This is a genomic window from Aquimarina sp. Aq78, assembly GCF_900299525.1.
Classification (GTDB): domain Bacteria; phylum Bacteroidota; class Bacteroidia; order Flavobacteriales; family Flavobacteriaceae; genus Aquimarina.
This window is the reverse complement of the sequence record NZ_OMKA01000029.1, coordinates 302,242-324,950: the sequence shown is the minus strand read 5'-3', so window position 1 is coordinate 324,950 and position 22,709 is coordinate 302,242. Positions and strand designations below refer to the sequence as shown.

20 protein-coding genes are annotated in these 22,709 nt (G+C 31.9%); 8 read left to right on the top strand and 12 right to left on the bottom strand.

The genetic code is table 11. The annotated features are described in order from the left end of the window. Positions 1–21 precede the first annotated feature (21 nt). From DG435_RS20935 to DG435_RS20915, 5 genes are all read left to right on the top strand, one after another. Positions 22–339 carry a hypothetical protein gene (locus DG435_RS20935; protein ID WP_159025470.1) on the top strand — a complete coding sequence of 106 codons (318 nt, stop codon included), beginning with the start codon at positions 22–24 and terminating at the stop codon, positions 337–339. A 123-nt stretch (positions 340–462) separates the two neighbouring features. Further along, positions 463–2,136, top strand: coding sequence for a peptidase domain-containing ABC transporter (locus DG435_RS20930; protein ID WP_106791500.1), 1,674 nt, complete (start codon positions 463–465; stop codon positions 2,134–2,136). Next, positions 2,129–3,481 (top strand): HlyD family secretion protein, encoded by a 1,353-nt coding sequence (locus DG435_RS20925; protein ID WP_106791501.1) that lies wholly within the window; start codon positions 2,129–2,131, stop codon positions 3,479–3,481. The genes DG435_RS20930 and DG435_RS20925 overlap by 8 nt, the downstream gene beginning before the upstream one ends. Further along, a complete protein-coding gene (locus tag DG435_RS20920) occupies positions 3,482–4,894 on the top strand; it encodes a TolC family protein (protein ID WP_106791502.1) in 1,413 nt (470 codons plus the stop codon). Positions 4,895–5,076: 182 nt separating this feature from the next. Then, positions 5,077–5,700 (top strand): bifunctional 2-polyprenyl-6-hydroxyphenol methylase/3-demethylubiquinol 3-O-methyltransferase UbiG, encoded by a 624-nt coding sequence (locus DG435_RS20915; RefSeq protein WP_106791503.1) that lies wholly within the window; start codon positions 5,077–5,079, stop codon positions 5,698–5,700. Positions 5,701–5,877: 177 nt separating this feature from the next. Here the strand turns inward: DG435_RS20915 and DG435_RS20910 are convergent, their stop codons facing one another. From DG435_RS20910 to DG435_RS20900, 3 genes are read right to left on the bottom strand one after another with little or no spacing between them, the layout of a single operon-like run. Then, complete coding sequence (locus tag DG435_RS20910; RefSeq protein WP_106791504.1) at positions 5,878–6,135, bottom strand: hypothetical protein; 258 nt, start codon at positions 6,133–6,135, stop codon at positions 5,878–5,880. Positions 6,136–6,147: 12 nt separating this feature from the next. Next, the gene (locus DG435_RS20905; RefSeq protein ID WP_106791505.1) at positions 6,148–6,429 is read right to left on the bottom strand and encodes a DUF1360 domain-containing protein; all 282 of its coding nucleotides are present in this window, start codon (positions 6,427–6,429) and stop codon (positions 6,148–6,150) included. 3 nt (positions 6,430–6,432) lie between these two features. Further along, complete coding sequence (locus tag DG435_RS20900) at positions 6,433–8,736, bottom strand: hypothetical protein (RefSeq protein ID WP_106791506.1); 2,304 nt, start codon at positions 8,734–8,736, stop codon at positions 6,433–6,435. 629 nt (positions 8,737–9,365) lie between these two features. Here DG435_RS20900 and DG435_RS20895 point away from each other — a divergent pair. The 3 genes from DG435_RS20895 to DG435_RS20885 all read left to right on the top strand — a co-directional run bounded on the left by DG435_RS20895 (position 9,366) and on the right by DG435_RS20885 (position 12,509). Beyond that, positions 9,366–10,310, top strand: a complete 945-nt coding sequence (locus DG435_RS20895) for a tryptophan 2,3-dioxygenase family protein (protein WP_106791507.1) — start codon at positions 9,366–9,368, stop codon at positions 10,308–10,310. A 484-nt stretch (positions 10,311–10,794) separates the two neighbouring features. Next, complete coding sequence (locus tag DG435_RS20890) at positions 10,795–11,739, top strand: zinc-dependent peptidase (protein ID WP_106791508.1); 945 nt, start codon at positions 10,795–10,797, stop codon at positions 11,737–11,739. A 68-nt stretch (positions 11,740–11,807) separates the two neighbouring features. Next, a complete protein-coding gene (locus DG435_RS20885) occupies positions 11,808–12,509 on the top strand; it encodes a Bax inhibitor-1 family protein (protein ID WP_106791509.1) in 702 nt (233 codons plus the stop codon). Positions 12,510–12,560: 51 nt separating this feature from the next. Here DG435_RS20885 and DG435_RS20880 read toward each other — a convergent pair whose 3' ends face one another. From DG435_RS20880 to DG435_RS20840, 9 genes are all read right to left on the bottom strand, one after another. After that, positions 12,561–13,523, bottom strand: coding sequence for a YpdA family putative bacillithiol disulfide reductase (locus DG435_RS20880; RefSeq protein WP_108840663.1), 963 nt, complete (start codon positions 13,521–13,523; stop codon positions 12,561–12,563). Between the two features lie 149 nt (positions 13,524–13,672). After that, a complete protein-coding gene (locus tag DG435_RS20875) occupies positions 13,673–15,442 on the bottom strand; it encodes an FG-GAP-like repeat-containing protein (protein WP_106793161.1) in 1,770 nt (589 codons plus the stop codon). Positions 15,443–15,537: 95 nt separating this feature from the next. Then, positions 15,538–16,668, bottom strand: coding sequence for a helix-turn-helix domain-containing protein (locus tag DG435_RS20870; RefSeq protein WP_106793160.1), 1,131 nt, complete (start codon positions 16,666–16,668; stop codon positions 15,538–15,540). Between the two features lie 10 nt (positions 16,669–16,678). Then, positions 16,679–17,341, bottom strand: a complete 663-nt coding sequence (gene rpe / locus DG435_RS20865; protein WP_106793159.1) for a ribulose-phosphate 3-epimerase — start codon at positions 17,339–17,341, stop codon at positions 16,679–16,681. A gap of 270 nt (positions 17,342–17,611) precedes the next feature. Continuing rightward, on the bottom strand, positions 17,612–18,019 hold the full coding sequence (locus DG435_RS20860; protein ID WP_106793158.1) for a BLUF domain-containing protein: 408 nt from the start codon (positions 18,017–18,019) through the stop codon (positions 17,612–17,614). A gap of 252 nt (positions 18,020–18,271) precedes the next feature. After that, complete coding sequence (locus tag DG435_RS20855) at positions 18,272–19,135, bottom strand: RNA polymerase sigma factor RpoD/SigA (RefSeq protein WP_024772554.1); 864 nt, start codon at positions 19,133–19,135, stop codon at positions 18,272–18,274. Positions 19,136–19,391: 256 nt separating this feature from the next. Next, positions 19,392–20,876, bottom strand: a complete 1,485-nt coding sequence (locus DG435_RS20850) for a hypothetical protein (RefSeq protein ID WP_106793157.1) — start codon at positions 20,874–20,876, stop codon at positions 19,392–19,394. After that, a complete protein-coding gene (locus tag DG435_RS20845) occupies positions 20,869–21,423 on the bottom strand; it encodes an RNA polymerase sigma factor (RefSeq protein WP_106793156.1) in 555 nt (184 codons plus the stop codon). The genes DG435_RS20850 and DG435_RS20845 overlap by 8 nt, the downstream gene beginning before the upstream one ends. 223 nt (positions 21,424–21,646) lie before the next feature. After that, complete coding sequence (locus DG435_RS20840) at positions 21,647–22,705, bottom strand: hypothetical protein (RefSeq protein ID WP_106793155.1); 1,059 nt, start codon at positions 22,703–22,705, stop codon at positions 21,647–21,649. Between the last annotated feature and the right edge of the window lie 4 nt (positions 22,706–22,709).

Genomic DNA, 22,709 nt, shown 5'->3' with positions numbered 1-22,709 from the left:
TCTTATACTAAAAACTATAAAATGAATTTGTACAGGAAGAACATACTAATGTTTTTTAAAAGCCTCCCAGTATCGGTAATATTGTTTGCTGTAGTTATTCAGCCTCTGGCTCAAACCATAAGTTTTTTTACAGATTCTTCTTATGGATTAGTTCAAGTAGATGACGAAGAAAATGTAGAGAAAGAAGAGCAACAGGAAGAAGGGAAAAACGAATTACAGATTTTAAGTGTATATATCCATTCTTTGAAATATGGCATAGGACTTTCTACCTATTCATCTCAAAACATGTATTGTAGTCTTTATATAGAAATCCTTATTCCGCCACCTGATGCGGCATAAAAATGACCTCAGTTATTTCATATGTCTTTCCTAATTCTTAAGGGAACATTTCATTCAAATTACATAAAAAAGTAGGGATCAATACATATTGATCCAAACCATTAACACCCAATTATAAGTTAAATGGAAAATATAATATCACCCTGGAAGAGGTTTTTAAGCCTTCTTGAACTTGATAAAAAAGATATTCGTCAAATTTTTTACTATGCTATTTTTGCTGGTCTAGTCGCTCTGACCTTACCATTAGGAATACAAGCCATCATAAATCTTATTCAGGGAGCACAAGTGTCTACCTCGTGGATTGTACTTGTGGTTCTCGTAACAATGGGAGTAGCATTTCAAGGAATTTTACAATTAATGCAAATACGCATTCTAGAAAATATGCAACAAAAAATTTTTACCAGAGCCTCTTTCGAATTTGCGTACAGATTCCCTAAAATCAAAATAGAAGAATTAAGTAATTATTATCCACCAGAGTTAGCAAATCGTTTTTTTGATGTATTAACCATTCAAAAAGGATTATCCAAAATATTGATTGATTTTCCAGCTGCAGTGTTACAAATCATATTTGGTCTAATGTTGCTCTCGTTCTATCACCCATTCTTTATCATTTATGGTTTCTTGCTAGTATTACTCATTTACATTGTATTTAAGTTTACTGCAAAGAAAGGTCTAGAAACCAGTCTTGTCGAATCTAAAAGTAAATACAAGGTGGCACATTGGATACAAGAAATATCACGTTCCCTTATTAGTTTTAAACTATCTGGTACGACCAATCTAGCCATGAAACGAAACGATGATCTCACAACAAACTATCTGGAAGCAAGAGAAAATCACTTTAAAGTATTGATAACCCAGTTTATTCAACTTATAAGTTTCAAGGTATTAGTTACTGCAGGACTTTTAAGTATAGGTGGTTTATTAGTACTTAACCAGCAAATGAATATAGGGCAGTTTGTAGCTGCCGAAATCATCATATTACTAGTGCTTAGTTCTGTAGAAAAATTGATAAAAGGGTTAGAACCTTTCTATGATGTATTGACATCACTCGAGAAAATAGGGCAAGTGGTAGATAAAAAATTAGAAGTTCAAGATGGTGAAGACCCATTTATAAATGATGATAAATTACATATAGAGCTCGATGATTTAAAATATATCACACCAGGAGGTCAAGAAGTTTTAAGCAATATTAATTTTAATATAGAACACAAGGATAGAATACTTTTTGAAGGCGCTTCAGGTTCTGGTAAGACAACGTTGTTAAAAATATTATCTGGACTTTTAACACCATCCAAGGGGTCTTTATATGTGAATGATGTTTCTATAAAAGGAGTTTGGCCTAATAAATATCGCTCACATGTAGGACAGGTAATTCCTTCACAGTTACCATTTGAAGGTACAATACTCGAAAACATAACATTTGGTAGAAAAGATGTATCTCAAGAACATTTACATACAGTGCTTAAAGAACTTGGTTTACTTACGTTCATTAAACAACAACCAAATGGGATAAACACAATACTATATCCTGAAGGGCAACAAATACCATTTACGGTCTCTAAGCGTATTGTTTTGGCCAGAGCCATTATACATAACCCCAAATTACTATTACTTAAAGATCCTTTAGAGCATTTTGAAAAGGAAGAAACAGAACAAATAATCAAATATTTAACCGGATCAGAAAGGCCTTGGATATTAGTTGTTTCTAGTCGAAATGATTACTGGAAAACTCATTGTAATCAGACGATTAAAATTTCAGAAGGAAAAATAACCTCAAAAAATAAGAACAATGCTTAATATCTCTTATAATCAATTAAATAAGAAAGTGTCATTAAAGGGGTATACCGCTTTTGCAAAAGCGTTTGCCCCAAGACATAATAAGTACTTTAATCGCTTTTTAGGAGCATTTGCACTTATACTAATCATTGTGCTTTTTCTACCCTGGACTCAAAACGTGAGTGGTAATGGCTATGTTACAACACTTACACCCGATCAGCGACCACAAACTATACAATCACCTATTCCTGGTCGTATTGAAAAATGGCACGTAAAAGAAGGTGATTATGTTACCAAAGGAGATACCATTCTCTTTATTTCTGAAATTAAAACTGAGTATCAAGACCCTCGTTTGGTAGAGCGAACAAATCAACAACGCGAAGCAAAAAGTCGCTCAGTGGTTTCATACCAAGAGAAAGTTAAAACACTAAAAGGGCAGGTAACAGCCTTAATGAATGAACGCACATTAAAACTTTCTCAAGCTAGAAATAAATTAAAACAAACGCGCTTTAAAGTAAAGAGTGATAGTATTGATCTTCAGGCGGCAAAGACTAATCTTGATATTGCCCAAAAACAGTATGACCGTACAGTAACGCTTCAAAACGAAGGCCTTAAGGCTGTAACAGATGTAGAAGCAAAGCGCTTAAAATTACAAGAAACACAAGCGAAACTCATATCACAAGAAAATAAACTACTAGGGAGTCAGAATTCTGTAATGAATGCACAACTAGAAATAAGCCGTATAAGAGCAGAGTATTCTAACAAAATTGCAAAGTCAAGAAGTGAACGTTTTACAGCTGAGTCAAATCAATTCGAAGCAGAAGCGCAGGTGTCAAAACTAGACAACCAATCCTCTAGCTATAAAATACGTAATGAGATGTATTATATCACTGCTCCACAGAATGGTTATATAAATAAAGCTATAAAAGGAGGTATAGGTGAAACGTTTAAAGAAGGAGAAAAATTGGTAGGTATAATGCCGGCAAACTATGACCTTGCAGTAGAAACTTTTGTAAATCCTATCGATTTACCGTTAATGCATATAGGTGAAAGTGTTCGTGTCCAGTTTGATGGATGGCCTGCTATTTTTTTTAGCGGTTGGCCTAATGCATCTTATGGAACCTATGCAGGAAAAATTGTTGCGATAGAAACCTTTATAAGCGTTAATGGAAAATTTAGAATCCTCATAGCCCCGGATGATAAAGGAAATCCATGGCCTAAAAATGTTCGTGTAGGCTCAGGAGCATATACCATTGCTTTATTAGAAGATGTCTCTATTTGGTACGAATTATGGCGACAACTTAATGGTTTTCCACCTAATTATTACACTCCAGAAGATAGACAAGTTAAAAAAGATAAGAAGTAAATGAAGACACTTATAAAATACACATTGCTACTTTTTATTTTTGTTTATCCTGAAATATTAGCAGCTCAAACCATGCCCGTTTCATTAGAGAATGCACTTTCTTTTGAAGAGTATTTGGGTTATGTGAAAAAGCACCACCCATTAATGAAACAAGCCGAACTTGCATTGAGTGTAGGTGAAGCAAATCTGTTAAAAGCACGTGGTGGATTTGACCCGAAAATTGAAGTAGATTATGATCGAAAGAAATTTAAAAACACAGAATATTACGATCAACTTAGTGCTACCTTTAAAATACCTACTTGGTATGGCGTTGAGTTCAAAGCAAATTTTGAAGAGAATACGGGTGAATTTCTGAATCCTGATCACACTGTTCCTGATGGTGGATTGTATAGTGCAGGTGTCTCATTTTCATTAGCTCAAGGTTTTTTGATCAACAAACGTATGGCTTCGCTTAAAAAAGCGCGTTTTTTTAGAGAGCAAGCCAAAGCTGATAGAGATTTACTTGTTAATACACTATTGTTCGAAGCTAGTATAGCATATTTAGAATGGTTAAAAGCTACTAATGAAGAGCTTATTTATACAACTTTTCTTAAAAATGCAAATGTGCGCCTTATTGCCATAGAACGTAGTGTTGAAATAGGTGAAAAAGCAGCTATTGACATTACTGAAGCCAGAATTGCATTTCAAAACAGGCAACTTAATCTAGAAGCATCTTCCTTAAAAAGAAGAAAAGCTGCTCTAATAGTTAGTAATTATTTGTGGTTAAATGATATACCAATGGAGATTCAGGAAGAAGTGGTTCCCGTATTGCCAAAACTAAGTACTTTAGAAGCTTCACTTTTATTAAAAGGCATCACAGGTACTTCGAGATTACTTCGTAATCATCCCAAATTATTGAGCCTTGATGCCAAAATTGATGGGCTCACAGTAGAGCGTTCCTTAAAACTAAACAAGTTATTACCTAAAATAAATGTTCAGTATAATTTCTTAACATCAAAAATAGATCAGGCACGTACTTTTAATACAGAGAATTATAAAGCATTCGTTAATTTTAGTTTCCCATTATTTTTGCGCAAAGCAAGAGGAGATTTACGACTGGCCAATTTGAAATTACAAGAAGCCAATCTTGAACGTGTATCCACAACGATTACTCTTCAAAATAAAATTGATGCTGTATACGCCGAGATTAATTCATTAACTAAACAAAATGAATTAGTAAGAAACATAGTCACAGATTATAAAGCATTAGTTAAGGCAGAAGAACGTAAATTCTTTTTAGGAGAAAGCTCATTGTTTATTATAAACTCGCGAGAACAAAAATTAATTGATGTACAATTAAAGGAAAATACTTTGCTCATTAAACGACTTATGGCGACAGCAGGCCTGTATAATACTCTGGGAGTATCTATCTAAACAAAAATTGTAAAAGTGATAACAGATTTTAGAAAAGCATATAAGATTATTCATCTTAGATATAACTTTATGTAAGTCCTGTTAAATTATAATTTTATCCTATTAAATAGATTGCAACGAGAACTATTTTTGTAAATAAATAACCAATTGCAATTTATTAGTAAAATGTAAACCGAATCAATATGAATGAGAAATGGGATAAAAGGTATAAAGATCAAGAATTTGCTTATGGCAAAGAACCAAATGTGTTTTTTAAAGAATGGCTTTCAAGATTTGAACCGGGATCTATATTGATGCCAGCAGATGGAGAAGGACGTAATGGAGTATTTGCAGCGCAACTTGGATGGAAAGTCACGTCGTTTGACCTAAGTATAAAAGGGCAGTCAAAAGCAGTACAACTTGCAAAAGATAATCATGTTACTCTTGAGTATATTGTTGGAGATTTAGAACAACTCGAGTTTAAAAGAGAAACATTCGATGCTATTGGACTTGTATATGCTCATTTTTCTGCCGAAAAGAAGTCAGTATTTCACAAGAAATTAAATGACTATCTCAAAGAAGGCGGTATCATTATTTTAGAGGCTTTTAGCAAAAATCATATATATCATAACAAGCTTAATCCTAAAGTTGGAGGTCCTAAAGATATTGACATGCTGTACTCTAAAGAAGAAATAATAACTGACTTTAAAAATTATGAAATAGTACTATTAGAAGAAGAAGAAATTCTTTTAGATGAAGGTAAATATCACATAGGGAAGGGGAGCGTGATTAGATTTGTAGCAAGAAAATTGGGTAGCAATCATTAATATTTATGATTAACTTTATATAGTTAAAGCTATACTTATTTTTGGATAAGTAACAGTTTTTATCAATAAGATGGCTACGGTTACCACAAAATTCATTTTCAGAAAAGAAATATAAATTTTAAAAGGGTTTTATAAAAATAATTAATTTAAGTATCGATGGTGATATAAACTAAACCTCTAAACAATGTTTTCTAAAAGAGGCTCGGCCATCGCTGCAGATGTATCTCTGGGATCAATAATGATAATATGCCCATGATGTTTAAAATGATATCGAATATGAGTTGATACACCTCTATAAAACCATGCAGTATTTCCTGTGTATTTAAACTTTGTATTTGCGTTTTTAAGAAGAGGTAAAGAAGATTTTTCTTTTGATTCTTTTTTGGAACTGAGCTCTCTGGTTAGTTCCAAACGTTTTTGTGAACAACATGACATAGATTTCTTTTTTTAATTATGGTTTGACGTAGCCTGTTCTAACAGGCAAGCAAGTCCGGATAATGCAAACCAAAGCAAGAGTATTTGACTCCAACTTTCTCCTTTCCATATTGCAAAGGGTAAGCTTACCCAAATACTAAGGCAATAAAAACAATCTAATAAGGACCCAAAAAATCCTTGCCCCAGCCATTTTCTGATTGTAATAATGATATCAAAGGGGCCGTCTTCGGCACTACACAAATGTGTAATTCTCCAGATGCAAAGCCCCTTTAGAATAAATATGAACCAATCCATTGGCTATGGAGTTGGTAGATTTATACGTTCCATCAAAATACCTCTGTGAGCTTGGTATAAACTGCTTAACCCACTATTGTACCCATTAGTAACTCGCTTACGAGCGGTAAGATGAAAAGAAAGACGAGTAAAATATTCATCTGCTTTTATCCACCCTCCTTCTGTCAATGCTGGTTGTATACCCACATTTATTAGTCCTGCATCTGAAAATTCCTGAAGAGTTCCGCTATATCCAGCACAGGCGTGCGGCTGGTTTCCTGAGGCATTTCCAGAAGAAAGTATAGTATCTCCAGAAACCGTATCAGATAAAGGAGGGCTAGGCTCATTAACTCTTAACCCAATCATCGGACCAGGACATCTGCTCATTGTTAGGGCATAAGAATCAACAAATCCATATGGATCATTTGCTCTAAAATTGAAATTGATCTCGGTATTAAGTTCATAATCTTCTAATCGATATAATCCGCAACCTGCATTTACAATTGAGGAATCAGCAAAGGTTAGAGCAGATAGATTAAAATTCAATGGTTTGTTATGAATATACAAGGCAACCATATCTGTGGCATTAGCTACTGGATTACCATTACTGTCATAACCATCTACACGTACATAGAATGTTCCTGGTTTGGTTTCACCTTGTACCTTATCGTAAATACTGGTTCTAAGTTGCATGTAGCGACCAATTTTATCTGGTACCCAGTCAATATGATCAACATTCATTTCTCTCTGAATATTCTTATAGGCGGGTACACTCACGGCAGGACCACCATCAACTTTTAGGAGTTGACTGTAAAATGGACCCACATCATCACCGTTATAATTAGGTAAATTACGTTTAGAATAACGAGGGTGCTTGTAATTTTGACTAACAAATACCCAAGGAATAGTTCCTGAACGTTTTATACGAATGGTATACCATTTTATTTTATTTTGTGTGGCTGTCTTACTCACATCATACATACAACCAGTCATGTCTATAGTACCTCCCCAAGCAGCACAATCTATTTTGAAACCTGCCAGACTACTATTTACCGAAATTTTACCGCTTGGTTCTAGGTCATTATTAAAACCATTACGGTGCAATTGAGATGGAAAAAAAGAAGCTGTTGTATTTTGATTTCCTCCAATAAAAACATTCCCTAAGCTGCCAATCAAGTTTCCGTTAAAACATGCAGACGAAGGTTGTATTTGTGATTTTGGCAAACAAAGGTTTATTCTTTTTTTGTTTGGAATATTATAATATGGAGCACTTTCATATAAAATAGTATTAGGAGCAAGGCTGGTAACTTTTACGATAACATCTGGGTATGCAACTACATTAATGTTTTCGCCTGGAGCCTGATCACTAGAATCTTCGATCCCGGGGAAAGTCATATCGAATGAGAACCTGAAAATATAGTTTCCATTCATATCGGTAATAGTATCTCCCAACAATCTTCTGTTCCCTTCTCCTGTATATGCATCTCCTGCAAGCTCTGCAGCTGTACGATCATATTCCTCAAAAGTTAATGTGATATTATTTGCAGGTTCTGTATTACATCTAAAATATAATCCCTCAATGGCTTTTACCAATTTTAGATCCTGTACTCTTGATGTATCAACCAAGGAAACTTCTCGTTTTCTAGTGTTGATAAGCTTGTAGTTTGTAGCGGCAAATTCCGAAGCTTTTTCTTTAACTTTTTTCTTAGACAGCAAATCAGGATTCTCTAACTTTTGATACAGTAATTCGGTTTTTGGGGCAGTAGCCTCTCCTTTTAAGTCGATTACCATGGGTTTAAAAGGAGCAGGGTCTGGTGGAAATGGACCTATATCTTCTGGAATTCTCTCTGGGTATATTTTTTCGATATACTTTTTGATTTTATTATTCTTAAGTGCCTCGAGTAAGCCAACATAAGTGTCAATTACAAAAGGCCCTCTCCAGCATGGGTTAAATAGACATCTTCCACTATACATAGAAACATGACCATAAATAAGAAAATCATTAATGTTCACTGGTGTAGAACATTCGAGTACCAGGTCGTTAAAATCAGAATCACCTCCGGCATCATTAGATAGAATTTCGAAAGAGTGATTGCCTCCGATAGTTTTTGGAAATTTAATTTTGGTATCAGATTGTTGATATCCTCCTCCCGGATCGTTTTGTATGGCAATTGCCCATTGATCACCTGTAACATTAACAGTAGTTCCTACGGTTCCTGGGTGAATTCCGTTTCCGGTATCAGCTCCGATGACGACAAATCTTTGAGGATAAGAAGCAGATTTTGCTTTTACCTTAACATTCCAATCCCCTTGCATTGAAATAATCATAATATACTTTTTTTAATTAATATGAATTAATGAAGATTATAAAAATAGAATACAGAGTAATGGTTGTCAAGGTGTGTAAAACCCTTATTTAAAGGTGTTTAAACTGTGTTTTTTAAGAGTGTATACCCCAAATTTAGTGAGTGGTAAAACGGTGAGAATTATATATTCAGGTTTTTGTCGATGTATTAAAAGTATATTATCTCATATAAAGTATCATTAATATTTATGAATAACTTTATATAGATTTATTGATCACTTCATTACCTTTGATTGTTTCTTGGAAAATAATTATTGTTATCAATACGATAAGTATAGTTTCCTGATACCTGTTTTAGAAAGAAAACGATGGATTCATAAAAAATTCTATAAAATGAACAAGGCTAAAAATTCTATTTCCAATCGGTCTACCCATCTATTACTTAGTGTTGCTAATTACATTAATATAAAATCTCCTTTTTCATAATAATTTCGATTTGATTACTAATTTATTACCTGCTATTTGAGTTTGAATTTTTTCATAACAATACTCATTTGGTATGATTATCCTTCTTCGAATAATTTTGTAAAACATAGTAAAAGCAGAATTATATCGAGTGTATATTTAAATCCGTATTATACAGATAAACATTATGACTAGAAAAGAATTATTAGAAGCTATAGATAAAAAATATAATGCAATGGGGCAAGATCCAGATGTACATCTGTCTGGTTTATTGCATGCCGAACCCATGAAATATTGGGATTTTATTCAGGTAGATGCCTTATTAGGGCTACAAACCCAACGAACACAATTGCCCGATGAGATGGTGTTTATTATGTATCATCAGATTAATGAATTATTGTTTAAAATGATTCTTTGGGAAATGAGTCAAATTTCTCATACTGAAAATATAGAGCCTAAAAAATTTGAAATGCATCTTATGCGTGTGAGTAGATATTTTGATATGCTTTCAAACTCATTTGATATCATGGGAGAGGGAATGGAGATTGATCAGTATATGAAGTTTAGAGATACTTTAACTCCTGCGAGTGGATTTCAATCTGGACAATATCGTAAAATAGAGATTGCTTCTACAGAATTAATTAATTTAATTGATTTTAGATATAGAAAGACAATTGATAGAAATACTCCATATGAGTATGCCTTTGATAATATGTATTGGCAAGCGGCCGGGACAGATCATAAAACAGGTAAGAAGAGTAAATTGATGATCAATTTTGAAACAAAGTACAAGAAAGAATTGATCGAATGGATGAAAGAATATAATACAGTTAATTTATGGACAAAGTTTAAAGAACTTCCCGAAGAATATCAGAAAAATACTGAGTTAATTAATGCCATGCGTCATTATGATCACACAGTAAACATTAATTGGGTAATGCACCATTATGATGCAGCAGCAAAATATTTGGATCATGGAAAAGTAAATGTGGAAGCAACCGGAGGTAGTGATTGGCATAAATACATGCATCCAAAATATCAAAAGCGCATATTTTTCCCAGAATTATGGAATAAAGAAGAGCTTGAGAATTGGGGAATTACTAACCTAGAAGGATATGAGAAAATTTCATAACCTTATTCTACCTATATGTAATGTCTAGTTACTTATGAACAGAACTTAATTGATATTAAGTTCCTGTAGTTCTGTTTCGGTAACTTTTAAGAGCTTTTTTAATTTTCTTTTTGTGAATCTACAATTAGAATTTGATATATCTTCTTTAGTACGATACACTAGAGATTCACAATATTTAATTCGATTAGCAATTGGGAGTTTTGAGATAACATTTTTATAAAGTTGATCTAAATTCGTTAATGAGTCTGGGGGATTCCTCTTAAATGAAAACATTATTGGTTGTAATTTTAGTAGTGTTAGGTATGCTGGTTTTAAAAATAAACACCAACTGCCATAGAGTATCAAATTTCATTCCCAAATCCATACAGAATAGTTAAATTTCTAATAAGAATAAGTTTATAGATGTTTGCTGTATTTACTATTTGCACTTATATCATAAGGTTGAAATATAAGATGTTGGTAGTATGTAAAATAGCATTGATTAATGTTAAATTGTTATTTTAATACCATTTCTGCTTCTAAAACGTTATTTTTAGTAACCTTAACCTACATTATCTTTTTTTTGAATCTTTATATAGCATCTTTATTATTGTTTGAAGAAGAAACTTCTAATACATTACTCCAAAACATACTTGGAGTATTTGTTACTGTCGGAATTGTTTCGATATGTATATATTATGTTTTGCGATATTTAGAATCAATTTATGTAAAGTATAAGAAAAGGCCTTATTTTATTCATTTTTACCTTACTCCGAAGAAATTACCACCTCATTTACAAGCATTTCTGGATGAGAATGATTTTTATACTACTCTTGATAAAAGAAGAAAGCGATATTTTGCGCATAGAACAGTAAGGTTTCTTGAAGATACTCGTTTTGTTGGTAGAGAAGGATTAGCTATTGATGATTTTATGCGTATGCAAGTAACCATTATGGTTACACAGCTTACTTTTGGGATGCGTCACTATCTGTTAGAATATTTAGAAACCATAGTTTTATACCCAACATCATTCTATTCAATTTTAAATAAAACAGAAAATATAGGGGAGTTTAATCCTATATCCAGGGCATTGGCTTTATCCTGGAAAGATTTTCAGAAAGGAAACTTGCACATGGATAAAGGAAAAAGTTTGGGTGTCCATGAAATAACACATGCGATTCATCATAACTCTATAAAAAACAACAATATTAGCTGTGAAATTTTTTATGACACTTTTTTATTGTTAGAAAAGTATCTTGGTGCTGAAGAAATAAGGAAAAAGATAGTAGATTCTAAAATATTGAGGGATTATGCATATACCGATAAATTTGAATTTATTGCAGTTTTGGTTGAAGTTTTTATGGAGTCACCAAAGGAGTTAAAGAAACAATTTCCTGAGATATATTATTATGTAGTACAGATGTTTAATTTTAGATATTTTGAGGATTAATTATGATATCATTTTCAAGAAACGATTATATTTATAGCCATCAATAATTTTAATTTATTATATCATATATGGAAGAATTTCAGCAAATACTACCTGTTAGTTCACTTACCGATGAAAAAAGGGTTGCGTTTTATAAAAAGACCTATACCCATCTTGCTATGGCTGTTCTACTTTTTGTAATCGTAGAATGGATATTTTTTCAAATAGAACCTATTGTAAATTTTGCATTTTCTATGACACAAGGATGGAGATGGCTTATTATGCTGGGCGGTTTTATGCTGGTGACAAATTATGCAGAGAAAATGGCATTAAAGAATCATAATATCAATCAACAATATTTAGGATTGTTATTATTTGTAGTAGCAGAAGCTTTTATCTTTATTCCACTTATTGGGATTGCTATGATGATTGCAGAAAGCGGAGGCGCTAATATTCTTAACCAAGCTGCAATTTTGACTCTAGCATTATTTACAGGGCTTTCGGCTGTTGTTTTAATTACCAAAAAAGATTTTTCGTTTTTAAAATCTATACTGGCAATTGGATTTTTTATAGCAATAGGACTTATTGCAGCAGGTTTGCTATTCGGATTTAATCTTGGCCTTTGGTTTAGTGTGGGGATGGTAATTCTGGCTTCTGGGTCAATTCTATATCAAACCTCTAATATGGTACATAAATATTCTGAAGATCAATATGTAGGAGCATCATTAGGATTATTTGCTTCTTTGATGTTATTGTTTTGGTACATATTAAGTATTCTCTCTAGAGATTAAACGTCAATTATTATAGAATTAAAGCCAGACTTAGTCTGGCTTTTTTTGTAGCTATTTTTCTGTAATTGATTTTAATATTGTTTTGGCATGAATTCTAGAGTTCTCGATAAACCAAATATGAGTATCCATACCACCACATATTACTCCGGCCAAATAGAGGTTTTTGATATTAGTTTCCATTGTTTCTTCATTATATTGGGGATATAATTTTGCATCGTTAGAGAGTTGGATTCCTATCTTTTGCAGAAATCCAAAATTTGGTTTATAACCCGTTAGTGCCAATACGAAATCATTTTGAATACTAAATTCTCCTTGTGGTGTTTGGATATCGATTTTTTTTGGTAATATTTCTTTTATAGTTACATTATAGAAAACTTTAATGCTACCTTCCTCAATACGATTTATAATATCAGGTCTTACCCAATATTTTACACGTTTTCCAATTTCTGGCCCACGAACCAACATTGTTACCTCTGCACCTTTTCTATAACATTCTAAAGCTGCATCTACTGCAGAATTACTTGCACCAATAACAGCTAATTTTTGTTTAGCAAAAAAATGAGGATCTTTATAATAATGGGAAACTTTAGGTAAATCTTCTCCAGGAACATCCATAGTATTTGGAAGATCATAAAACCCGGTAGCAATGATTACATAAGAACAAGTATATTGTTCTTTATCGGTTTTAATATAAAAAGTGTCTTGTTTTTTGAGAACTGTATTAACTTTTTCAAACAGATTAATATTTAAATCGTTAGAAGTTACAATCCTACGGTAATATTCAAGAGCTTCATTACGCTTTGGTTTAGCTTCATTACTGATAAATGGGATATTATCAATTTCAAGTTTTTCTGAAGATGAGAAAAACTGCATATTAAGAGGGTAATTATATAAGGAATTAGTGATAGGTCCCTTTTCGATAATACAATAATCAAGTCCTTTTTTCTTTGCTTCGAGGCCACAGGCTATACCAATAGGTCCACCGCCAACAATTATCAAATCTATATGTATCATTAAAAATCATATTGACAAGGCTCTAATTCTAGCTTTTAGAGTAATACCTTATTCTTACTCTTGTAAAACTAATGATTTTTGTAATCTCTAATGTAAAAAAAGATGAGGTTCTGTTATAAGCCTCACCTTTTCTAAGTAGCAATTGACTACTACTTAATAATTAATTTTTTCACAACTGTTTTTTCCTCTAGTATAATGTTCAAAAAATAATTTCCCGGTGATAAAGAAGCAGTGTTTAGTATAATCTCCTGATTGATATTAAAATTGGTTTCCGAAATTTTTAACCCCGTGGCATCTACGATTTTAATCGTAACCGGAATACTTGTTTCTAAATTATCAATTTTGACTTTTACTGTGTTTTTAGAAGGGTTAGGATACATGATTACTTTAGAAGTATCATCGTTTCTCTTTTTAATAGGTGGGTCAATTGGTTTTTTTTTACCTTCTTCTATAGTGTAAAATTTATTTACTCTTAGTTTTAAAAAAGTATCGACATTTCCGGAGGGCCAATACACGATGAGTTTTTCAATTTTTGGGGCTTTACCGAGTCCAAAATGAGCTCGCAAACTGTTTTGTCCCATAAATGCATTTGAGGCAGAGATTTCTCTTTTTTGAGTTACCAATTTCCCTTTTACTCTGGTGGTTAATTCTAATCTTGCACCTAGTGCGGCTTTATTTGATGGGTTGCCAATGAGTTTAATATTTACGAAATGATTTTTTACAGCTAAATCATTTCTAAAAAGCCCTTTTACACCCTGGCCAACAACAAAGAAATCCAAATCACCATCGTTATCGTAATCTCCAATAGTAGCCCCAGTAGAGTTTCCAGAGGTGGCTGCATTAATAAGATTAGAATTATGTTCTGTAAAAGTCCCATCTCCATTATTGACAAAATACCCACTACCAATTGCACTAGAAGCTGTAATGATAACATCTAGATCACCATCATTATCAAAATCTCCCCAAGCATTGGATAAGTTTTGATTGTTGCCGGTTGTAAATGGGGTATTGGTACTTTGATATTCGCCAGAAGTATTAATATAAAACTTGTTTTCGATTCCAGAATAGTTGGTAAGACAAATATCGAGATCGCCATCATTATCGTAATCAATTGCATTATAACATTGTCCATCTTGTGGATCTTCTGCAAATGAGAGGTCTGTATTGGTTAATTTTACAAATCCTTCGCTTCCGGTTTCGACTTGTAGGTTTTTAAATAAAAAATCATGCTTAATTCCTGCAGGACCGGCAGCAGGACCACTGGCAATAAATAAATCGGTATCTCCATCTTCGTCATAATCAGTCCAATTAGATACAGTGTAGGCTGCTTTTTCTGTAAGAAAGTCGTAAGGCTCTGTTACTTCGGTAAATGTGCCATCACTATTTCCCCGATATAAACGATTAGGAAATCGATTTGATCCAAGAAATAAATCGGCAAATGTAAGAATAAAATCAACATAGCTATCATTGTTATAATCACACCATTGTACGCTCCAGGTTGCCGAATTGATTGTGTTTAAGATTGTATTCGTTTCGGTAAATTGGCCAGTACCATCATTAGCATAAATTCTGGTTTGCAAGGTAGACGGTGCAGTAAATCGCGAATAAATTAAATCCAGATCTCCATCATTTTCATAGTCTGCCCAACTGCAGCTGTTTAGCGATGTAGCAACAGGTATTGCTGTACTGCCTTCTGCAATTTTAAAATTTCCGTTTCCAAGATTTTTGTATATAGTCCCGGCATAGAATAAATCCAAATTGCTATCATTATCGATATCTGTCCATCCTGTACCAAAATAGGTCCCCCGAATAGTTGAATCAGATACTATAGGGTTAATACTGTCTTTGATAAGTGTAAATTTTTGTGCAAAAGTGATACTAGTAAAACTGTAAAAAATGAATAAAAATAAAGTTCTCATAAGCTCAAGATTTTTAAGAGTTATAAGATTAAAGTTCACTAAAACAAGAAGAGGATAGGTTTAGAATTATAATTTTTAACCTTTTTAATTCGAATCTAATTATTCTGAACTTCCATTTTTTTTCTTTTGTACTCAGATGGGGTACAATTGAACTTATTTTTAAAGGCAGTGTTAAAAGTAGCTTTGTTATTAAACCCAACATCAAAATAAATCGTTTTAATGCTAGCTTTAGAATTTTCTAGAAGTAGTTTTTTTGCTTCTTCCAATCTATATTCATTTATAAATTGATTAAAATTCTTTTTAGATTTTTCGTTTATAAGCTTTGATAGTATATGGCTAGAAAAACCAATATTATCTGCTAATTGGACCAAACGTAAATCATTGTTTAAATAGGGTTTATTTGTTTTAATATATGATAATAACGTATCATAGAACTCATCTTTGGTGGATTCGGTTAGCTCTTGATGAGTTTCTCCTTTTAAAAATAGATTGGATAATAATTCTCCGTTAAAGATAGAAGGCTCTTTATATACCATATAACCAATACCATATATAGCTATAGACATTGAAAAAGAAATTGCATAATCCCAATGAATGTTGAAAAATGAGAATCTAACCAATACATAATAACTTATATAGGCTATAATAAAGACTAAGAATAAATTGATGAGAAAAGTTGACCATTTTTTTCTGATAATCTCATATTGAGACTTTTTATCATTTTTATGAAAAGAGATGAAATCTTTTATTATGATTACATAAATTATTAGCGATAAAGCTACCAGCCAGGGAGAGCGAAGTGACCAAAAAAGATAAAATAGAAATTCATCTTTATATTCTTTAAGGTTTTGAAAACCTTCTGATACAATAAGAAAATATCCATTAATAATAAATGATAGTATTGCTGGTGCAAAGTGATACCATCTTATTTTGAAATTTTTACTGTAAAATCTTGTAATATAAATGTACAGCAGAGGTCCAAACGCGAGATACCAACTAGAGTCAAAAAAATAAAAATAAGGATATACAGACCCGTAGTTAGTCCAGAAAAACACATATTGAAGTAGAATAAAAGAAAACCCTAAAATAAGTAAAACAACGGGAAGATTATTCATTCTTCCCGTTTTACGAATACTTAGAATAATACTTAAGAAGAACCCTAGTGAACTTACGATTAGGAAAATTGATGTCCAGGTATCAAAAGACGGAATAGGGTTCTGCTCCATTTTTTATTGACTAAGTGTTTATAATCTCCTTCAATTCTTTAATGGTTTGATTCGGGTCAGTACTTTTAAAAACGAAACTTCCGGCAACCAGTACATCTGCTCCGGCATCAATAAGTTGTTTAGCATTTTTATTGGTTACACCTCCATCAATTTCAATTAACGTGCTTGCATTATTTTTTACAATAATCTTACGAAGTTGTTTCACCTTTTCATAAGTGTTTTCTATAAATGATTGACCACCAAATCCAGGGTTTACACTCATTATACATACCAGGTCTATATCATTAATAACATCTTCTAATAAACTTACATTGGTATGTGGGTTTATAGCAACACCAGCTTTCATTCCTTCGGCTTTAATAGCTTGCAATGTTCTGTGAAGATGTGTGCAAGCTTCATAATGTACGGTAAGGATATTACTTCCCAGATCAGCAAAAGTTTTAATATATCGATCTGGATCAACAATCATAAGGTGTACATCAATTGTCTTAGTTGCATGTTTTACGATATCTCGTAAAACTGGCATTCCAAAAGAAATATTAGGAACAAAAACACCGTCCATAATATCTATATGAAACCAGTCTGCTTCACTTTTATTAATCATTTCTACATCGCGTTGCAAATTAGCAAAATCTGCAGCTAATACTGAAGGGGCTATACGTTTTGAAGCCATAAATCTGTGTTGTTTCCCGCAAAAGTACTATTTAATACTATTTATCCTTTGAATTTACTATAATAAAATGCTCTTTTTTCAACCTTGTTTCAGAATAAGAAAAAATGGTAACCCTGCTATGCTTGATAGCCAGTCAAACCGAAGATGAGTTTTTCCTATTTATTAGAGTAAAAAAAATCTGATTCTTCTGTTCTAGTAAATTCAAAAAAATAAATAGTCTAAGTTTTATATTGGAGAGTGTTTTGTTTTTAAAATCTATGATACTCTTAATTAGTTGAATTTCATGAATTTTTGAGCTAGGTAAGAAATACTTTTATAATGTTCGGGGTTATTTTCTTGTTCTTTTTTTAAGAATTGATGTAATTCACTTTGATTGTAATGATCAGATATTACAGTGAAAGAAGAACGAGATTCTGAAAAAGAAGAACCCATTATTTCTTTATCCAGCATTTTAATAATATTATGGTGTCGATAATCTTTTCTTATTTTTTCGAACATCATTTTAACGACTTGTTCTTCACCTTCGAGAATTTGAAAAAAATTTCCTTCAGAATATATTAATATTCCCATAAGGCCAATTGCATTATTATTAAGTCTAACATAATCCATAAGCTCTGTCATATCAGAATGTGATATGTTTGGATTTACCGTGCTAACATAACTTATTATATATCTCATAATGAACAATATATTAAGAAGGGGGGGTAGCTACTTAAAGATACAAATTTTGAGATACTTTTGCCAAAATATTGGGGGTTCTGTTGGGAAAATTCTTCATTTTTAGATCTAAAAATGAATTTTTTACGGGTTACCGTAAGATTTTTACGGATTACCGTAAGAAAAAACCTCCGGTAATCAGCCGGAGGTCATTCATCAATCAAAAAACGAACAGTTATGTTATAAAACTGTTTGTAACCGCAATTTAGGAATTTATCCTAAATAAGTCTTTAATATTTTACTTCTAGATGTATGTTTTAATCGTCGAATTGCTTTTTCTTTGATTTGACGCACACGTTCACGTGTAAGATCAAAAGTTTCTCCAATTTCTTCAAGAGTCATTGGATGTTGATCTCCAAGACCAAAATATAATCGTATTACATCTGCTTCTCTAGGAGTAAGTGTTTCTAGAGCACGTTCTATTTCTGTACGAAGAGACTCATGCAATAGTGTTCTATCAGGGTTTGGTGATTCTCCAGAGTTTAATACATCATAAAGGTTAGAATCTTCTCCTTCAACAAGTGGAGCATCCATACTTACATGGCGTCCAGAGTTCTTCATTGATTCTTTAACATCATTGATGGTCATGTCTAATTCTTTTGCAATTTCTTCAGCACTTGGTGGGCGCTCATGTGATTGCTCTAAGAATGCATATGTTTTATTGATCTTATTGATCGAACCAATTTTATTTAATGGTAAACGAACAATACGAGATTGTTCTGCTAAAGCTTGTAGAATAGATTGACGAATCCACCATACGGCATAGGATATAAATTTAAATCCACGAGTTTCATCAAAACGTTTTGCAGCTTTAATTAGTCCAAGGTTACCTTCGTTAATTAAATCTGGAAGGGTAAGACCTTGATTTTGATATTGTTTTGCAACCGATACTACGAATCTAAGGTTAGCCTTTGTTAGTTTTTCAAGAGCTCTTTCATCACCAGCTTTTATACGCTGAGCTAATTCCACCTCTTCATCTGCAGTAATAAGGTCTACTTTTCCTATTTCTTGCAAATACTTATCTAGCGATGCAGTCTCACGATTCGTTACCTGCTTCGTAATTTTAAGTTGTCTCATCTATAGTTCTCCTTGAAATTTAATTTTGTGAATATTTAGGGCCTTTTACTTATTATACGTAATATGTTATAGAAATGTTACAAAAAGATTGTTTTTTTATAGAAAATATTCTTTTAAATAGTTTGTTGTACCTTGCCAAGTGTGAATATAAGGGAGTTTGGTTGTTTTTTGAAAAAAAATATTTTTTTTCAAAAAAGATTTAAAAAATAATGGATTTTATAAAGAATGTAAAAAACCATGCTGTACAGAACATTATTTAGAACTCATAAGAAACTCCTGTTTGAATTGTAAAGTATAAAGGTCGATAACTTTCAGAATTTTGACTAGCATTTTTTAATTGATACTTAAGTAAAGGCTCAACATTCAAAAACACTTTTTTTGATAGCTTATATCTAAGATTTGTTCCAATGTTAATACTGAAATTTGTTTTCAAAATATTAGTATTGCTTCCTAACTTAAAATTGTTAGAAGCAGTATTTATGGCAATATTATTTTCATCTAGAAACAGAAAACTTAATTCTCCTATTAGTGAAGTGCTAATCTGATTGTCTAAGATTTGATATTGTAACCCAAATGAAATTTCGTTGTAAATTGTCTTTTGTATTACATTTACTTTTTCAGAATTTCCTATAATATCATTAATGGGTAAGATTATTCCCAAATCATTAAGTATAATGGGTAGTTGATCGGTTTGGATGTTTTTTATTTTGTTGCTTAACTTTAATCGATTATATCCAACTCTTAATGCTATTTTGTTTGTGTAATATGATTTAAAGAGAACACCATAGCTCAAGCTTATTCTACCACGATTTGTGTTTTTTGCCAGGTGGTTGCTTATCAAAGATCCGTTGGGTGCGATAGTATATGTTGGGATGACCTGCGCTCCTATGCTAAATTTTTGAAATGGTTTTTTCTTTATAGGATTCATATAAACTAATGTATCCTTATTCTTACGGTTAGTGATAGTCGTATTCTTTTTGGATGCTATTAAAGTTTTTAGAGAATCATCTTTACGTTGTTTATGCTTTTCATTTTTAGATGCTCTGTTGCGATTGTTATTTAAAGCTTTATCTGCTTTATTTTCTATTTGGCTTGTAGTTACAGTTGAAGATATTGAGGTTCCTCCATTTATAGGATTAGTTTTTGTACTAGAAATAGAAGTGTTTTTCTTATTTTTTATTTCTTCGATACCTCTATTGGTACCTTTTTTTGTGCTGGATGCCTGTTGATTAGTTTTGTGAGTAGGAAGAGGCATTTTATTTGTCGTTATTAAAAGGCTAGAATTCGAAACATTTTTATTTGATGATAAACCAATACCATTATTAGTTTCACTATATAGTAAAGACCATTTGTTTTCTACCGTACTTGTATACAGGTCGTTGATGTCAGGTTTTGATTTGGGTGACATAGATACTGTTGTTATAACTTCATTGTCTAATATTTGTAGTTTGTTATTTTTTAGATCTATTTCTTCACAATTTTCTGGGGTTACTGGTTTTTTTGTTTTAGTATTAATTGAGTTTTCTGTGATACTATTATAGTTATATGTATTAGCAGCAAAAAGTATTAATAGCAAAAGAAATATAAGTACACCTGTTACTTTTGCCCAATAAAAAAGTGTGTTATCTTCTTTTTTGGGTAATTTAGGTTCGATATCTTCCCAGGATAAATTACTAGGTGATTGATTAAAGCCTTTAAGTTTTTCTTTAAAAGCTTTTCCTATGTCTTTTGGGTCAGCCATTACTTACTGCAATTTTTTTTAAATAATTGTTACTGGATGTTATTTTGGTTTTCAGTATAACTTTTGCTCTATGTAGGTTTGATTTTGAGGTTCCTTCAGAAATATGTAACATTTTAGCTATTTCTTTATGAGAATACTCATCTAGTTCATATAAGTTAAAAACCAATCTATATCTGTCAGGTAATTCCTGTATGTGTTTTAGTAATTCATCTAATGAAAGGTTTAATGTTTCAGAATCAATTTTGGTATCTGCGATTTTCTCTTCATTTATATTTATATCAGTAAAAGATGTTTTTTTATATTTATCGATAGCTTTATTAATCGTTATCCTTTTCATCCAACCTTCAAAAGAGCCTTTAAAATTATATTGATTTATCTTTTTAAAAATTGTAATAAAGGAGTCTTGTAAATTATCTTCTGCTTCATCATAATTTTTGCAATACTTAAGACTCAAAGCAAATAGTATATCCCTATAAAGGTGAAACAATTCACTTTGTGCTTTCCTGTTGTTTTTTTGGCACTTCCTAATTAGCTTTCTTGTGTCCAATTGGTTTTAAGCTTAGCAAAGACTATGTATCGAAATCTTAAATATTTTTAATAAACAAAAAAGAACTCAATTTTCACCTTTAATTTTCACTATGTGGTACTTAAAATACCACATAAATTATCACTAGTTTACTTTTTAGACTGAATTGTTTTAAATGGTTGCGTAAAAGATTAAAAAAAAGCAATCTTTCCTTGTTTTCAGGAAAGATTGCTAAAAATAACAATTAGCTCTCGTCATTATTATCGCAGGCTTCAGCAAATAAAACTATTCTAATTATTTTAGATTCGTTGGTATCTGTATTTTTGATGTTAACGAAAACTAATTGAGGATTAGTTGTGTTTTGATAAACAGATGAGTCTAATATATTTGTTTCTTGTTCTGCATGCTCATAGGTTTGGTAAAATGATAATGTTAATAGAGAAGTATCTATATTTTCCTGAAAAGAAAGAATACAGTCTTTGTAATCATTAAAAATAAAATTGGCGGTATCTTCAAAATTTTTCAATTCACATTCCTTAAATTCTACATAATCGCATGAATTTTTAATATTGCATTGTCTTTTGATGATATATTTATCGGTTTCATTTGATACTTCTACAGTTTCATCATCTATTATCACGGCTTTCCAATCAAAATTCCAATCTTTAGCTGTTTCAGAATTTCCTTCAAGATGAATATTAATATGTAATTTACCTTCAAGGAAAAAGGATATCCACGAGGTTCTGTATGCATTACCATTATCATAAAAAATACCAGTTCCATCGTCATAAAAATCTAGTAATGCATCATTGTAGTTTTGATTATTGGTTGAAGAAGTAATTTTCCAAATGCAATTTTTTTCTAATATTCTATTACAATAGATAATAATCTCTGATTCGATACAAGCTTCTATGGTTTTTTTTAATTCGGCATTGTCCTGGATGCTAAACGAACTGCCATCTTCTAGAATGGTAGTTATAGGGTAACTTAGGCCTATTGCGCTATTAGTTCCTTCTGAGTCTTCCAGAAGACCCACAAAATCTATATTATCATAGACTATTCTACTATCTACAATTTCAGAATCTTCATCAAAAAGATATACATTAAAAGGATAAACGAAAGTGATACAGACGGGCTTATTATCTTCATTTTTATTTTCTGAAATACTTTTTAACGAATTAAATAATTCTGAATCTGTTTCTATTTTTTGGATGTTATCAGGAAATAGATCGAAGGATTCATTATGGCAGGAAACCATTGAAATTAGTAGAGTGCTAAGCAGTAGGGTTTTAAACGTTGTCATAGTT

Bases quoted from the DNA above. Each gene is read 5' to 3' on its own strand.
- DG435_RS20935 (WP_159025470.1), top strand. From the start codon at position 22: ATGAATTTGTACAGGAAGAACATACTAATGTTTTTTAAAAGCCTCCCA.
- DG435_RS20930 (WP_106791500.1), top strand. From the start codon at position 463: ATGGAAAATATAATATCACCCTGGAAGAGGTTTTTAAGCCTTCTTGAA.
- DG435_RS20925 (WP_106791501.1), top strand. From the start codon at position 2,129: ATGCTTAATATCTCTTATAATCAATTAAATAAGAAAGTGTCATTAAAG.
- DG435_RS20920 (WP_106791502.1), top strand. From the start codon at position 3,482: ATGAAGACACTTATAAAATACACATTGCTACTTTTTATTTTTGTTTAT.
- DG435_RS20915 (WP_106791503.1), top strand. From the start codon at position 5,077: ATGAATGAGAAATGGGATAAAAGGTATAAAGATCAAGAATTTGCTTAT.
- DG435_RS20910 (WP_106791504.1), bottom strand. From the start codon at position 6,135: ATGTCATGTTGTTCACAAAAACGTTTGGAACTAACCAGAGAGCTCAGT.
- DG435_RS20905 (WP_106791505.1), bottom strand. From the start codon at position 6,429: ATGGATTGGTTCATATTTATTCTAAAGGGGCTTTGCATCTGGAGAATT.
- DG435_RS20900 (WP_106791506.1), bottom strand. From the start codon at position 8,736: ATGATTATTTCAATGCAAGGGGATTGGAATGTTAAGGTAAAAGCAAAA.
- DG435_RS20895 (WP_106791507.1), top strand. From the start codon at position 9,366: ATGACTAGAAAAGAATTATTAGAAGCTATAGATAAAAAATATAATGCA.
- DG435_RS20890 (WP_106791508.1), top strand. From the start codon at position 10,795: ATGTTAAATTGTTATTTTAATACCATTTCTGCTTCTAAAACGTTATTT.
- DG435_RS20885 (WP_106791509.1), top strand. From the start codon at position 11,808: ATGGAAGAATTTCAGCAAATACTACCTGTTAGTTCACTTACCGATGAA.
- DG435_RS20880 (WP_108840663.1), bottom strand. From the start codon at position 13,523: ATGATACATATAGATTTGATAATTGTTGGCGGTGGACCTATTGGTATA.
- DG435_RS20875 (WP_106793161.1), bottom strand. From the start codon at position 15,442: ATGAGAACTTTATTTTTATTCATTTTTTACAGTTTTACTAGTATCACT.
- DG435_RS20870 (WP_106793160.1), bottom strand. From the start codon at position 16,668: ATGGAGCAGAACCCTATTCCGTCTTTTGATACCTGGACATCAATTTTC.
- rpe (WP_106793159.1), bottom strand. From the start codon at position 17,341: ATGGCTTCAAAACGTATAGCCCCTTCAGTATTAGCTGCAGATTTTGCT.
- DG435_RS20860 (WP_106793158.1), bottom strand. From the start codon at position 18,019: ATGAGATATATAATAAGTTATGTTAGCACGGTAAATCCAAACATATCA.
- DG435_RS20855 (WP_024772554.1), bottom strand. From the start codon at position 19,135: ATGAGACAACTTAAAATTACGAAGCAGGTAACGAATCGTGAGACTGCA.
- DG435_RS20850 (WP_106793157.1), bottom strand. From the start codon at position 20,876: ATGGCTGACCCAAAAGACATAGGAAAAGCTTTTAAAGAAAAACTTAAA.
- DG435_RS20840 (WP_106793155.1), bottom strand. From the start codon at position 22,705: ATGACAACGTTTAAAACCCTACTGCTTAGCACTCTACTAATTTCAATG.